Origin of the sequence: Pseudarthrobacter cellobiosi, assembly GCF_023913815.1 — a bacterium.
GTDB lineage: Bacteria > Actinomycetota > Actinomycetes > Actinomycetales > Micrococcaceae > Arthrobacter > Arthrobacter cellobiosi.
In genome coordinates this window covers 25,942-40,626 of sequence record NZ_JAMXBK010000020.1, presented here as the reverse complement: position 1 = coordinate 40,626, position 14,685 = coordinate 25,942, and the positions used below count along the sequence as shown (strand labels likewise).

11 protein-coding genes are annotated in these 14,685 nt (G+C 65.1%); 6 read left to right on the top strand and 5 right to left on the bottom strand.

Going from position 1 to position 14,685, the window contains the following annotated elements; all coding sequences use genetic code 11:
- Nucleotides 1-7: 7 nt before the first annotated feature.
- Genes sufD through NG701_RS05860 form a run of 3 tightly spaced genes read right to left on the bottom strand, consistent with a single transcriptional unit; the run spans nt 8 to nt 3,593 of the window.
- Nucleotides 8-1,294 (bottom strand): Fe-S cluster assembly protein SufD, encoded by a 1,287-nt coding sequence (gene sufD, locus NG701_RS05870; protein ID WP_252565312.1) that lies wholly within the window; start codon nt 1,292-1,294, stop codon nt 8-10.
- Between the two features lie 2 nt (nt 1,295-1,296).
- The gene (gene sufB / locus NG701_RS05865; RefSeq protein WP_252565310.1) at nt 1,297-2,760 is read right to left on the bottom strand and encodes a Fe-S cluster assembly protein SufB; all 1,464 of its coding nucleotides are present in this window, start codon (nt 2,758-2,760) and stop codon (nt 1,297-1,299) included.
- Nucleotides 2,760-3,593, bottom strand: a complete 834-nt coding sequence (locus NG701_RS05860; protein ID WP_252565308.1) for a helix-turn-helix transcriptional regulator — start codon at nt 3,591-3,593, stop codon at nt 2,760-2,762. The genes sufB and NG701_RS05860 overlap by 1 nt, the downstream gene beginning before the upstream one ends.
- Before the next feature lie 114 nt (nt 3,594-3,707).
- Between NG701_RS05860 and NG701_RS05855 the strand changes: the two genes are divergently transcribed.
- The 3 genes from NG701_RS05855 to NG701_RS05845 are packed head-to-tail and all read left to right on the top strand — an operon-like array spanning nt 3,708 to nt 6,395.
- On the top strand, nt 3,708-4,676 hold the full coding sequence (locus NG701_RS05855; RefSeq protein WP_252565306.1) for an ABC transporter ATP-binding protein: 969 nt from the start codon (nt 3,708-3,710) through the stop codon (nt 4,674-4,676).
- The gene (locus NG701_RS05850) at nt 4,673-5,443 is read left to right on the top strand and encodes an ABC transporter permease (protein ID WP_252565304.1); all 771 of its coding nucleotides are present in this window, start codon (nt 4,673-4,675) and stop codon (nt 5,441-5,443) included. The genes NG701_RS05855 and NG701_RS05850 overlap by 4 nt, the downstream gene beginning before the upstream one ends.
- Before the next feature lie 7 nt (nt 5,444-5,450).
- Nucleotides 5,451-6,395: a COX15/CtaA family protein gene (locus NG701_RS05845; RefSeq protein WP_252565302.1), complete on the top strand. Its 945-nt coding sequence runs from the start codon at nt 5,451-5,453 to the stop codon at nt 6,393-6,395.
- Nucleotides 6,396-6,573: 178 nt separating this feature from the next.
- Here NG701_RS05845 and NG701_RS05840 read toward each other — a convergent pair whose 3' ends face one another.
- Nucleotides 6,574-7,842 (bottom strand): IS110 family RNA-guided transposase, encoded by a 1,269-nt coding sequence (locus NG701_RS05840; RefSeq protein WP_252565561.1) that lies wholly within the window; start codon nt 7,840-7,842, stop codon nt 6,574-6,576.
- Nucleotides 7,843-8,313: 471 nt separating this feature from the next.
- Nucleotides 8,314-9,273 (bottom strand): heme o synthase, encoded by a 960-nt coding sequence (locus NG701_RS05835; RefSeq protein WP_252565300.1) that lies wholly within the window; start codon nt 9,271-9,273, stop codon nt 8,314-8,316.
- Between the two features lie 511 nt (nt 9,274-9,784).
- Between NG701_RS05835 and tkt the strand changes: the two genes are divergently transcribed.
- From tkt to NG701_RS05820, 3 genes are read left to right on the top strand one after another with little or no spacing between them, the layout of a single operon-like run.
- A complete protein-coding gene (tkt, locus tag NG701_RS05830; RefSeq protein ID WP_252565559.1) occupies nt 9,785-11,902 on the top strand; it encodes a transketolase in 2,118 nt (705 codons plus the stop codon).
- Nucleotides 11,903-11,925: 23 nt separating this feature from the next.
- Entirely contained in the window at nt 11,926-13,041 is a 1,116-nt protein-coding gene (gene tal, locus NG701_RS05825) for a transaldolase (protein ID WP_252565298.1), read from the top strand.
- 6 nt (nt 13,042-13,047) lie between these two features.
- A complete protein-coding gene (locus NG701_RS05820; RefSeq protein ID WP_252565296.1) occupies nt 13,048-14,682 on the top strand; it encodes a phosphoglucose isomerase-related protein in 1,635 nt (544 codons plus the stop codon).
- The last annotated feature ends 3 nt before the right edge of the window (nt 14,683-14,685 follow it).

Here is a 14,685-nt window from a genome sequence, read left to right as displayed (position 1 = left end):
GCGCCGTCTAGTTGTTCGTCACGGCGAGTTCGCGCTCAACAGCCTCGGTGAGCCGCTCTTCGAGGGCCGGTACCTTGATCTGCTGGATGATCTCGTGTAGGAAGCCACGGACCACCAGGCGGCGGGCAACATCCTCGGGGATGCCGCGGGCCATGAGGTAGAACAGGTGTTCGTCGTCCAGCCGGCCGGTGGCGCTGGCGTGGCCGGCACCCTTGATCAGGCCGGTTTCGATCTCGAGGTTCGGCACGGAGTCGGCGCGGGCGCCGTCCGTGAGCAGCAGGTTGCGGTTGGCCTCGTAGCTGTCGGTGCCTTCGGCTTCCTTGCGGATCAGGACGTCGCCCACCCACACTGCGTGGGCATTGCGGCCCTGCAAAGCGCCCTTGTAGAGCACATTGGAGGTGCAGTTCGCCACCGCGTGGTCAACAAAGAGTCGCTGCTCCAGGTGCTGGCCGGCGTCGGCGAAGTACAGGCCGAACATTTCCGCTTCGCCGCCGGGGGCGGTAAAACGGGTCGACGGCGTGACGCGGACCAGGTCCCCGCCGAGGCTGACCACCACGTGCTTGAACTTGGCGTCGCGGCCGATCTTTGCCTGCTGGGAGGAGGCGTGGACGGCGTCGTCGTTCCATTCCTGGAGCGAGACGACCGTGAGGTTGGCGCCGTCTTCAACAACGATTTCGATGTTTTCGGACACAACGGCCGAGCCCTGGTGGTTCAGGACCACAACGGCTTTGGAGAACTTCTCCGCCACGATCACCAGGTGCTGGGCGGCTGCCTCCGTGGAGGTGCCTTCGATCACGACGGTGACCTCGGTGTCGGCTTCAAACTCGGCCGGGATGGTGAGGACGGTGGCTTCGCTGAAGTTCTCCCAGGCGTTGGCGGACACGCGGTCCTCCGGGATGCCGGCCGAACCGATGCGCTTATCGCCGCGTGCCACGGTCTCAACCGTGACCTGCTCCGGGCCGCTGACGGTGACGGTGGGAGCCGCTCCCGCCAGGACTTCGCTGTGCAGGCCGCGCAGGCGCTTGAGCGGCGTGAAGCGCCAGTCTTCCTCAAGCCCGGTGAGCGGCTTGAAGTCCGCGAGGTTGTACGAGGTCAGCCGGCCGGCGCGTGAGCTGTCCGGAATGCCGACGCCGCCGCCGTGCGAGTGGCGCTTGACGGCTTCGCCGGCCAGCGGGGCCTTGGAAGCGTTCGTGTTGATCGGAGACAGGCTTTCGCCCTCTTCCGTGAAACCGTTAATAAACGGCTGGGCCGAGGGCGCGCCGATGCGGGCCTTTTCAGTAGTGATTTCAGTCATCGTTATCCGACGGACCCTTCCATCTGCAGTTCAATCAGGCGGTTCAGCTCAAGTGCGTACTCCATCGGGAGTTCGCGGGCAATGGGCTCGATGAAGCCACGGACGATCATCGCCATGGCCTCGTCTTCGCGCATGCCGCGGGACATCAGATAGAAGAGCTGCTCTTCGCTGACCCGGGAAACAGTTGCTTCATGGCCCATCACCACGTCATCCTCACGGATGTCGATGTACGGGTAGGTGTCAGAACGGCTGATGGTATCCACCAGCAGCGCGTCGCAACGGACGGTGTTCGCCGAGTGCTTGGCACCTTCACGGACCTGGACCAGGCCGCGGTAGGCGGCACGTCCGCCGCCGCGGGCCACGGACTTGGAAATGATGGAGCTCTTGGTGTTCGGCGCGATGTGGACCATCTTCGAGCCGGTGTCCTGGTGTTGGCCGGCGCCGGCGAAGGCGATGGACAGGGTCTCGCCCTTGGCGTGCTCGCCCACCAGGTAAACGGCCGGGTACTTCATGGTGACCTTGGAGCCGATGTTGCCGTCAACCCACTCCATGGTGGCGCCTTCTTCGCAGATGGCACGCTTGGTCACCAGGTTGTACACGTTGGTGGACCAGTTCTGGATGGTGGTGTAGCGGACGCGGGCGCCCTTCTTGACGATGATTTCCACCACGGCCGAGTGCAGCGAGTCCGAGGTGTAGATCGGCGCGGTGCAGCCTTCGATGTAGTGGACGTAGGAGTCCTCGTCGGCGATGATCAGAGTGCGCTCGAACTGGCCCATGTTTTCCGTGTTGATGCGGAAGTATGCCTGCAGCGGAATGTCCACATGGACGCCCTTGGGGACGTACACGAAGGAACCGCCGGACCAGACGGCCGTGTTGAGCGACGCGAACTTGTTGTCGCCCACGGGAATGATGGTGCCGAAGTACTCCTGGAAGATCTCCGGGTGTTCGCGCAGCGCGGTGTCGGTGTCCAGGAAGATGACCCCCTGCTTCTCAAGGTCCTCACGCAGCTGGTGGTAGACGACCTCGGACTCGTACTGGGCGGCGACGCCGGAAACCAAGCGCTGTTTTTCGGCCTCGGGGATGCCCAGCTTGTCGTACGTGTTCTTAATGTCCTCGGGCAGGTCCTCCCAGCTGGTGGCCTGCTTCTCGGTGGACCGCACAAAGTACTTGATGTTGTCGAAGTCGATGCCGGAGAGGTCTGCACCCCAGGTGGGCATGGGCTTGCGGTCGAAGTACTTCAGGCCCTTGAGCCGGAGATCGAGCATCCATTCCGGCTCGCTCTTCTTGGCCGAGATGTCGCGGACGACATCTTCATTGATACCGCGGCGGGCGTTGGCGCCGACGTCGTTCTTGTCAGACCAGCCGTACTCGTACGTGCCGATGCCGTGGAGCTCGGGATTCTTTTCCAGAATCTCCGAGATCACAGTGTCTTCGGCTACCGCTTTCTCTGATAGTTGGTCCGTCATCACGGCCTTTCTTGCTGATGGTTGGTTACTTCATCCAGGCTGGCGGGGGCTGCCTGCGGGACCCGGGGTCCCCCGGCAGCCAGCCGGCCTGTGGGTATATGGGTGGTGCAGACGTGTCCACCGCGAGCCAGCGTGGACAGGCGGCGTACGTCAACGCCTACCAGCCGGGAGAACACTTCGGTCTCCACATCGCAGAAGACAGGGAACTGGGTGGCGAGCTGCTGGATGGGGCAATGCCCCTGGCACAGCTGGACGCTGGAGAGTGCTGCCGGCAGCGGGGCTTTGGCCTCGATCGAAGCGGCCGACGCCACGAAGCCATCCCGGCTCAGCGCCGCGGACAGTGCCTGCGCCCTGGCGGTGATGTCCGGTCCGGCCTGTTCGACCTCCGGTGCGTACCGGCGCTCCATGTCGGCAAAACGTTCGACGGCGAACGCGCGGACTGCCTGTTCGCCCGCCACTGCCTGGAGCTGCTTGAGCGCGAGGGTAGCGATGTCGAGGTAATCGTTGCCAAGCGTGGACTGGCCCTGCGAGCTCAGGACGTAGCGGCGGGCGGGACGCCCCGCGCCGGCACCGGCCTTGGCCGCGCGCTTGACCTCAATAACCCCGCTGCGGGCCAGATGATCTAGATGCCTCCGGACCGCGGCGGGTGTGAAACCGAGCATGTCACCGAGTTCCGCCGCGCTGATGGGGCCGTGCTCAAGCACGGCACCAAGGACCCGGTCCCGGGTACGCTCGTCCGAGTCCGCCACCGGCACGGCGGCCACGTGGCCGCGGTCAGCGGCCGTACGCGGCGCTCCGTGCCTGGCAAACGGCACAGCAGGAGCATTGGTCATGGAATACACAACACAATCATGTCGTAATTTAGTTCCTGGTACTAGTAAGGTCAGGCTGACCTGCGGCCGGAGTCCCCTGCGCCCCGCCAGTACTACGTCGCGTAGAATGCTGGGGTGCGATCCCCCGAATCCCCGGTTCTGTCCATCAGCGGGTTAATTAAGGATGTTGGTCCGCTGGCCAGCCTGGACGGAAAAATGCTCCGGGTGGTCAACGGCGTATCCCTTATGGCCGAACGCGGCCAGGTCACGGCCCTCCTGGGCGCCAATGGAGCCGGCAAAACCACCACCATCGAATGCGCCCAAGGCCTGCAGAAACGCAGCGGCGGCAGCATCTCGCTGCTTGGCCAGGACCCGGGCCGCTCGGGCGCTGACCTGCGGTCCCGCGTAGGCGTGATGCTTCAGGACGGTGGCCTCCCGCCGTCGGCCCGTCCCATCCCACTGTTGCGGCACATCGCCGGAATGTACGCGAGGCCCCGTTCCGTTGACGCACTGGTGGAACGGCTCGGCATTGATACTTTCGCCAGGACCACAGTCCGCAGACTCTCCGGTGGGCAGAAGCAGCGCCTGGCACTCGCGGCGGCCCTGATCGGCAATCCGGAAGTCCTTTTCCTGGACGAGCCCAGCGCCGGCCTGGATCCCCAGTCCCGGCAGCTGGTCTTCGAGCTGATCTCGGAACTGCGGGCAGCCGGGATGGGCATCATCCTGACAACGCACCTCATGGACGACGCCCAGCGGTTGGCGGACTACGTGTACATCATCGACGCCGGCAGGAACGTCGCCGAGGGCACAGTGTCCCAGCTGCTGCAGCGGGACCCGGCTGTGGAGGCCGGCACGGACCACGTCCGCACCCTGGTGTTCGAGGCTCCCCCGGGGCTGGATTTCACCGGCGTGCTGCCCGTTGCCATCACGGTCTCTGAAACACGGGCCGGAAGCTACGTGGCCTCGGGTGCACTGACACCCCGCGATCTCGCGTCGTTGACCGCCTGGTGGGCAGCCCACGACGTGATGCCCGGTTCCATGAGCCTGGCGGCACGAAGCCTGGAAGATGTCTTCCTGGACATCTCGGGAAAGGACGTCCGATGACGGCTCCCGCAGCCACTGGCGCCCAGGGAGCACCGGCCACGCTGCTGCGCCGTATCTTGCTGCAGGGCAGGTACGAATCACTGACCATGCTCCGGAACGGCGAGCAGCTGATCCTTGCAGTCGTCCTGCCGCTTCTGGCGCTGGTGGGGCTCACCGTCACTCCTTTCCTGGACGGTTTCGGAGCCAGCCGCATCAATGTGGCGGTCCCCGGCATCCTGGCCTTGTGCGCGATGTCCACGGCCTTCACCGGGCAGGGCATCGCCACCGGCTTCGACCGGCGGTACGGGGTTCTCCGGTTCCTGTCCACCACGCCCTTGGGCCGTGAAGGACTCATCGCGGGTAAGGTGCTGGCGGTCCTGGCTGTGCTCTGCCTCCAAGTGGCAGTGGTGACGCTGGTGGCGCTTCCTTTGGGCTGGCAGCCGCCTGCCTCCGGCTGGCTCCCCGGGCTGTCGCTGCTGGCACTGGGAGCTGTGGCCTTCACCGCGCTGGGTCTCCTGGTGGCCGGCACCGTCCGGCCCGAGGCAACCCTCGCCATCACCAACCTGCTGTGGATCCTGCTGGGCGCCCTGGGAGGGATAGTTATTCCCGCGGAACGGCTGCCAGCACTGGCGCAGGGAGCGGTCCACTACCTGCCCTCCGGCGCACTCGGGGAGGCCATGCGCGAAGCTTTCCTGCACGGCTCGCTGAACGGCGGCGCCGCGCTCATCCTGCTACTCTGGACGGTTCTTGCCGGAGCAGCAGCCATCCGTTGGTTCAAGTGGAATTGAGATATCCGTGAGCACGGCTTCACGCCTCCCCCAGATCGCCGGCCACCTCATCGCGAGGCTGCCCCGTACCGTGGACGCCAGCGTCCGCCGCCTCGCGGTGGCGTCCCTGGTTGGCCAGACGCTGCTGGTGGTGACCGGCGGCGCGGTGCGGCTGACCGCGTCTGGCCTCGGCTGCCCCACCTGGCCGCGCTGTACCGAGACATCCCTGGTCAACACTGCCGAAATGGGGATCCACGGCTTCATTGAGTTCGGCAACCGGCTCCTGACGTTCGCTCTGGCGGCGGTTGCGCTGGCCATGCTTGTCTACTTGTGGAACCTTCGCAAGGAGCGCCGGGACCTCTTCCTGCTGGCGCTGGGCCTCCTGGCCAGCATCCCGGCACAGGCGGTGATCGGTGGCATCACCGTGCTGACCAACCTCAATCCGTGGGTGGTGGGCCTGCATTTCCTCGTTTCCATGGCCCTTGTGGTGATTGCCACGCTGCTCGTCAACCGGGCCTACGGCAGGACGGGCCGCCACGCCAGCGTCCAGCTCCCCGCCTTGCCGGGCGTCATGCGTCCGGTGACTGCCGCCGTCGGGCTTTTCTCCGCCCTCGCCGTAATGCTCGGCGTAGTGGTGACCGGCTCCGGTCCCCACGCCGGTGACGCCGATGCTCCCCGCAACGGCCTGGACTGGGACCTGTTCTCCCACATCCATGCGGTTCCGGCGTACGTAATCACGGCCGGTACACTGTTCGCACTAGTGCTGGTCATTGTCCGCAGGATCCAGGGCCCGTTCCGCACGTCCGTCCTGTTGCTGCTTTCCGTGACCCTGTTGCAGGCCGTCATCGGCTTCACCCAGTACTACAACGGTATCCCCGCGTTGCTGGTGGGCGCGCACATGCTCGGCGCGGCACTGCTGATGAGCGCGGCAACCAACACCGCCGACCTCGCCCGTTCGAGCCCGGCCACGTAACCTCCACCGCTTTTTGCCCCTACGGAGTGCCACGGTTCGCGACGAACCGTGGCACCCGCATTTAGGGACGCTCTCTCACTAGTCCGAAAATGGAGGGGACGTGACCGCGGTCGGTGCGCACTGGTGCACCCCGTCGTGGTCTGGCGGGTGTTGGTGTTGGTATGAAGACGGGTAGGGGTCAGGCTGCGGGTGCGAGAGTGACGGTGTAGCCGAGGGCTTCGAGCTGGCGGATGTGGTTGCGTTTGCTGGTCTCTGGGTTGGTATGGCGGCTGAAGTAGTCGGGCCCGAGGTCGTTGAACCGTGCGTCCGGGTTCTCCAGCAGGTGCCAGATGATCACGAGGATGGAACGTCCGGTGGCGACGATGGCGCGTTTCTTGCCCCGCCGCCGCGCGAGCCTCTGGTGGCGTTCGCCCAGAAAGGTGTGAGTTTTGCTGGCCCCGACGGCGGCCTCGCCAAGGATCCGGGCGAGATAGCGGTTACCGTGTCCGGTCGAACCGTTTCCCTTGGTCTTGCCTGCGGAGGAGTTGATGCCCGGGGAGAACTTCGCCCAGGAACACAGGTGCCCCGCGGTCGGGAACCGTGACATGTCTACCCCGATTTCGGCGATAATAGCGGCAGCAGCGACGGGGCCGATGCCCGGGATCTCATCCAGGCGTTCCGCTGCCGCCGCGAAAGGGGCCAACTGCGCCTCGATCTGTTCATCGATCGCGGCGATATCGGCATCGATCCCGTCGATCCGTGCCAGCATCCGGGCCAGCAGGAACCGGTGATGGTCATCAAAGCGGCCGGTGAAGGCCTCCTCAAGTTCGCTGATCTTCCCCCGCATTCTTGACCGGGCCAGCTGCGCGAGCCTACTCGGGTTCCGTTCGCCGGCGATGAGCGCTGCCATCATCTCCCGCCCGGACACCCCGAAAATATCCGAGGCCACCGAGGAGAGCTTGATGCACGCGTCCTCCAGGAGTTTCTCGACCCGGTTCTTCTCCGCCGTCCGGGTCCCGACCAGATCAGCCCGGTACCGGGTCAAATCCCGCAGCCGGCGGATCGGGGCAGGCGGAACGAAACTGGGCCGGAGCATCTGCCGCTCGGCGACCTTGCACAGCCATACGGAGTCGAGCACGTCCGTCTTCGGGCGGCCCGGCAGGTGCTTCACGTCGCGGGCGTTGACCAGCCACGGCTCGAGCCCGTGCGCCTCGAGGAGGTAAAACACCGGCTTCCAATAGTCCGAAGTCGCCTCCATCACGACCCGCTCGATCCGGAGGTCCACGAGATGGTTGGCCAGCTCCATCAACGACCGGGTCATAGTGGAGTGCGTGGACACCTCCTGCAACCGTTTCTTCCGGTCCCCTTCCGCGGGGACCCGGACACAACACACGAGTTCAGCCTTGCCAATGTCGATCGCGGCGACTCTGGCAATGATCTGATCCTCATCCTGGGTTTCAGCCAACATGATCGTGTTCATCTCCTCACGAAAAACACCCGCTCTGATTGCATAGGCGGCCGCCCGCGGGGATCACCGGGAAAATCGGAATCTAGTCCTCGTTCTCGGTAAAAGGAAACAGTGAAGGGCCCACGGCGTGATCCCCGGCGCCCGGCTTAATGACGGACTGAAAGAACCATAGTGACTACGGCGTCGACAGGCGACCACAGGCACATTTTCAGCCCGGAACGGGCGCCCCGCAAGGGGCATACAGGCTTAATGCATGGAATCGGCAGACCCTCCCTCACCTAATGCAGGAAGTGGGCAGACCCTCTCTCACTGCCTGCGGTGTTTGGCAGGATCGTCCCTTACCTCCTGGGTGACAAAGAAGCGACCCTCCTTCACCGTTGGTGAGAGAGGGTCGCTAAGAAAGCTGCAGGTACTGATAGAGGGTCGGTAAAAAGCCCACATCAAGTGAGAGAGCGTTGGGTGGGGGTGCTGTTAACCGATGATCGCTGATCCGACGAACGGATCCACGGCCAGTGCGATGAACAGCAGCGTCAGGTAGCTGATGGAGCCGTGGAAGACCTTCATTGCGCGCTTGTCCGAGATGTCCTCGCGCTGCGCCCGGTTGTAAAGGGAGTGCGACTCGTACAGGAACCAGGCACCCGCCAGGACTGCGGTGGCCGTGTAGACCCAGCCCGCGCCACCGGCGGGGACCAGCAGCAGCGAACAGGCCACCATAGCCCAGGCGTAGAGGACCACCTGGACGGAAACCACCTTGGCGCCGGCAATTGCCCCAAGCATGGGCACGTTCGCGTTGCGGTAGTCCTCGCCGTAACGCATGGAAAGCGGCCAGTAGTGCGGCGGAGTCCAGAGGAAGATGACCATAAACAGGATGACGGCTGGCCACTCGACGGTATTGGTCACGGCGGCCCAGGCAATCAGCACCGGGAAGCAGCCCGCCGCTCCACCCCACACAATGTTCTGTGCAGTGCGGCGCTTGAGGATGATGGTGTAGATGACTACATAGAAGAAAATTGCGGCCAACCCGAGCCAAGCGGCCAACGGGTTGGCGCCGAACCAGAGAATAACAAGGGCGGCTGCCCCGAGCAGCCAGGAGAATACCAGCGCCTCGCGAGGTGTCACCTCGCCGGTGACCAGCGGACGGTTCTCGGTCCGGTGCATCAGTTTGTCGATGTCCCGGTCAAGGTAGCAGTTGAAGGCACCGGCGCTGCCGGCAGCAAAGGCGCCGCCTACCAGCGTGGCCAGAATCAGCCCGATCGGCGGGAAACCCCGCTCGGCGTAGATCATGGTGGGCAGGGTGCTGACCAGCAACAACTCAATGACACGCGGCTTGGTGAGGGCGAAATACGCCTTGGCCTTACGGGCGAACCCGGCTCCCCCTCTGGCACGGAAAGCATTAAGCGGCGTATCTGTTGTGCTCACGGTGGCAGTCACCCGTTCTGGTTGGCAGTTCTGTCTGGCGGTGCAGCTGTGTCTTGCGGCCGTTCGCCGGGCAGCCCGCCAATGGTCATCAGAAGAAGGTCCCGGCAACGCCCCGGGTCTGCCGCCGCCCTTAAAGGGCTCGGCTGCCGGCGTCGGCCTCCAAATATCATACCGTGCGCATTTGTAACAGATGCCCCCTGATTATGCCCTGATGATTACGCGCAGGGTGATTCGAGCAGATTAACTCAACCTCACGAAATGGGGATTCACATAAGGGGAAATTGCGTCCAAAAGGTGAGATTTGCGCTGACCGGAGAGTGGAATCGAGCTAAGCTGTCACCAGATCAGCACGCGGCAGAAAAGCGTTGGAAAACGCGTTCCCACAGCCCTGCTGAATGATAGATCAACGTTTCGATGGTGAACGGCTGGTACACACCGCAGCGGGCACCACAGCGTGCCCCGGAACGGATCCCGTGTACCGTCCACCATCAGCACAGAGAGGGGCCCGGTTTTCGTGCCACATTTGGAAGAGCAAGAACTGTCATGGACCAGCTTGGACCAGCGCGCGGTGGACACCATCCGCGTTCTGGCTGCGGATGCCGTCGAGAAAGTCGGTAACGGCCACCCCGGCACGGCCATGAGCCTGGCGCCCGCCGCTTACCTGCTCTTCCAGAAGCTGATGCGCCACGACCCGCGCAACCCTGACTGGCTGGGACGCGACCGTTTCATCCTGTCACCCGGCCACACGTCGCTGACCCTTTACATCCAGCTGTTCCTGTCGGGCTACGGCCTGGAACTGAAGGACCTTGAGGCGCTTCGCACCTGGGATTCCCTGACGCCGGGCCACCCGGAGTACAAGCACACTGCCGGTGTGGAGATCACCACCGGCCCGCTGGGCCAGGGCCTGGCCTCCTCGGTCGGGTTCGCCTACTCCCAGCGCCGGATGCGCGGCCTGTTCGACGCCGACGCTGCGGCCGGCGAAAGCCCCTTCGACCACACCATCTGGGTTATCGCCTCCGACGGGGACCTGCAGGAAGGCGTCACTTCCGAGGCGTCCTCGCTGGCCGGCCACCAGGAACTGGGTAACCTTGTAGTTGTCTACGATGAGAACCACATCTCCATCGAGGACGACACCGACATCTCCTTCACCGAGGATGTCCTGAAGCGCTACGAGGCCTACGGCTGGCACACCCAGCGCGTCGACTGGACCAAGACCGGCGAATACAAAGAGGACGTCCAGGAGCTCTACTCCGCACTGCTCGCCGCCAAGGCCGAGACGTCCAAGCCCTCCATCATCTCGCTGCGCACCATCATCGGCTACCCGGCCCCCAAGAAGCAGAACACGGGCAAGATCCACGGTTCCGCTCTCGGTGCAGAGGAAGTCGCCGGCCTCAAGGAGGTCCTGGGCTTCGACCCCGCCAAGTCCTTCGACGTGGACCAGGAAGTCCTGGCCCACGCCCGCTCCGTCGTGGACCGCGGCGCCGCTGCCAAGAAGGAATGGGAAGAGTCCTTCAACGCCTGGCAGGCCGCCAACCCCGAAGGCGCCGCACTCCTGCAGCGCATCGAGGCCCGCGAACTGCCCGACGGCCTCGACGCCGCGCTTCCGGTCTTCCCGGCCGGCAAGGACGTCTCCACCCGCGCCGCTTCCGGCAAGGTCCTAAACGCACTCGGACCGGTCATGCCGGAACTCTGGGGCGGCTCCGCCGACCTCGCCGAATCCAACAACACCACCATCGAAGGCTCGCCGTCGTTCGTGCCCGCCTCCAAGCAGACCGATACCTGGTCCGGCAACCCCTACGGCCGGGTCCTGCACTTCGGCATCCGTGAGCACGCCGCGGCATCGATCGTGAACGGCATCGCCCTACACGGCCGGACCCGCGCGTTCTCCGGCACGTTCCTGATCTTCAGCGACTACCAGCGGCCCGCCATCCGGCTCGGCGCCCTGATGGGTGTTCCGTCCCTGTATGTCTGGACGCACGACTCCATCGGTCTGGGCGAAGACGGCCCCACCCACCAGCCGGTGGAACAGCTCGCTTCCCTGCGCGCCATCGTGGGCCTGGACGTCGTCCGCCCCGGCGATGCCAACGAGGTCGCGGTGGCATGGAAGACCATGCTGGAGAACCACGAGAACCCGGCCGGCATTGTCCTGACCCGCCAGAACATCCCCACCTATGCCCGTGGTGAAAGCGAAGCCGACGGCGACACGTTCGGTTCCGTTTCCGGTGTGGCCAAGGGCGGCTACGTCCTGGCTGAAGCTTCCAAGGACGGCGCCACCGTGCCCGCCGACGTGATCCTGATCGGCACCGGCTCCGAGGTCCAGCTGGCCGTCCAGGCCCGCGAAGCCCTCCAGGCTGAAGGCATCGCTGCCCGCGTTGTCTCCATGCCCTGCGTCGAGTGGTTCAACAAGCAGGACGCCGCTTACCGCGAGTCCGTGCTCCCCGCTGCCGTCAAGGCCCGGGTCTCCGTCGAGGCCGGGCTGGCCCTGGGCTGGAGGGAATTCGTCGGCGACGCCGGACGTTCCATCTCGCTCGAGCACTATGGCGCTTCCGCCGACTACAAGCGCCTTTTCCAGGAGTTCGGCATCACTGTGGAGGCTGTCGCCGCCGCTGCCAAGGACTCCCTCGCTGGCCTGCAGGCCTGAACCAGATTTTAGGAGATATCACCATGACTACCCCTACACAGCAGCTCTCCGACGCCGGAGTATCCATCTGGCTCGATGACCTTTCCCGCAGCCGCCTTGAAACCGGCACGCTGCAGAAGCTCATCGAAGAGAAGAACGTTGTTGGTGTGACCACCAACCCGTCCATCTTCCACGCCGCCATCACGGCCGGCACGGACTACGACGCCACCATCGCGGCCCAGGCAGCAGCCGGCGCCAGCGTCGAGGAGACCATCTTCGAAATCACCACCACCGACGTCGCCGACGCCTGCGACCTCTTCGCACCGGTGGCAGCAGCCACCAACGGTGTCGACGGCCGCGTGTCCATCGAAGTTGACCCGCGCCTCGCCTGGGACACGGCCGGCACCATTGCCGAAGCCAAGCACCTGTACAAGAAGGTCAACAAGGACAACGTCCACATCAAGATTCCGGCAACCCTTGAAGGCCTCGAAGCGATCACGGCGACGCTGGCCGAGGGCATCAGCGTCAACGTGACCCTGATCTTCTCGCTCGAGCGTTACCGCGCTGTCATCAACGCTTTCCAGTCCGGCCTGGAGCAGGCCAAGGATAACGGCCACGACCTGTCCAAGATCCACTCGGTCGCATCGTTCTTCGTTTCCCGCGTGGACTCCGAAATCGACAAGCGCCTTGACGCCATCGGCACCGACGAGGCCAAGGCACTCAAGGGCAAGGCAGGCGTGGCCAACGCCCGCCTGGCGTACCAGGTCCACGAGGAGCTCTTCACCACCGAGCGCTGGGCACTGCTGGCTGAAGCCGGCGCCCTCCCGCAGCGTCCGCTGTGGGCCTCCACCGGCGTCAAGGACCCGGCCTACCCCGACACCCTTTACGTCACCGAGCTGGCCGCCCCCGGCGTCGTGAACACCATGCCGGAGAAGACCCTGGACGCCACGTTCGACCACGGCGTCGTCACCGGTGACACTGTCTCCGGCACGTACGCCGAGGCCAACGCCACGCTGGACGCACTGGACGCACTGGGCATCTCTTACAACGAGGTTGTCGCACTCCTCGAATCAGAGGGCCTGGACAAGTTCGTGGCCAGCTGGAAGGAACTTCTGGGCGACGTCGAAGGTGCCCTTGCCGCCGCACGGAAGGCTTCCTAACCCACTATGAGCACTCTCAGCTACGACGCCACCGGTGCCGCGCAGCAGGCACTCGAGCAGCACCTGCCCGCCCTCGTGGCGGACCGCATTGCCACCCGGATCTTCGCCAAGGACCACACCCTGTGGGGTCCCGACGCGGAGGCCGAGTCCGCTGTCCGCCTCGGCTGGGTTGAGGCGGCCACCGTCTCACAGGCCCTTGTGGCCGGCATCCTCGAGCTCCGTGATGCCCTCAAGGCTGACGGCGTGACCCGCATCGTGCTTTGCGGCATGGGCGGTTCTTCGCTGGCTCCCGAGGTCATCGCCGGCACCGCTGGCGTCGAGCTGACAGTGCTGGACAGCACCGACCCCGACCAGGTCCGTGCTGCCCTCGCAGACCGGCTGGCCGAAACCGCGATTGTGGTTTCGTCCAAGTCCGGTTCAACCCTGGAGACCGACTCCCAGCGCCGGATCTTCGAGCACGCCTTCACGGAGGCCGGCATCGATGCGAAGAGCCGGATCATCATTGTCACCGATCCTGGTTCCCCGCTGGACAAGGCCTCGCGCGAGGCCGGCTACCGTGCCGTCTTCAACGCCGACCCGAACGTCGGCGGCCGCTACTCAGCCCTCACGGCATTCGGGCTGGTCCCCTCTGGCTTGGCCGGTGTGGACATCCAGGCTTTCCTGGATGAGGCTGAGGAAGCCGCCGAGATCCTGAACGAGGACGCCGCCGAGAACATCGGGCTGGCCCTCGGAACGGCCCTGGGCGGAACCAACCCGCTGCGCAACAAGATTGTCATCGCCGAGGACGGCTCCGGCATTGTGGGCTTCGCGGACTGGGCCGAACAGCTCATCGCCGAATCCACCGGGAAGCTCGGCACCGGCGTCCTGCCGGTTGTCGCCGGACCCACGTCGCCGGAGGTCACCTCCGGCGCCGCGGACGTCCTGGTGGTGCGGCTGGTAGCCGCGGATGCCGACGTCGAACTCGGTGACAACGAGGTAGCCATCGCCGGTGGCCTGGCCACCCAGATGATGGTGTGGGAGTTCGCCACCGCCGTTGCCGGACGCCTCCTGGGCATCAACCCGTATGACCAGCCGGACGTGGAGGCAGCCAAGGTTGCCGCCCGCGGCCTGCTGGACGCCCAGCCCGAACCGACCCCTGCCGCCTTCGTGGACGGCGCCATCGAAGTCCGCGGCGGTGACTGGCTCCGTGGTGCAGCCACTGCGGAGGAAGCCGTCGGCGCACTCCTGGGAACGCTCGACGACGACAGCTACCTCAGCGTCCATGCCTACTTTGACCGGCTGGCCTTCGCAGAGCTGGAAGGCATCCGCGACCCGCTTGCCGGCGTCAGCGGCCGTCCCGTCACCTTCGGCTGGGGCCCGCGGTTCCTGCACTCCACCGGGCAGTTCCACAAGGGCGGACCCGCCATCGGAGTCTTTCTCCAGGTCACGGCCGCTCCTGCGGAAGACCTGGCCATCCCGGACCGTCCGTTCACGTTTGGGGAACTGATTTCCGCCCAGGCCGCGGGCGACGCCCAGGTCCTGGCCGGCCATGGCCGCCCCGTCCTGCGACTGCACCTGACCGACCGCGCCGCCGGAGTTGCACAGCTGCAGGAGATCATTGCAGCACTTGCCGCCCGGTCAGCTTCCGTCACCGAAAACTAAGGC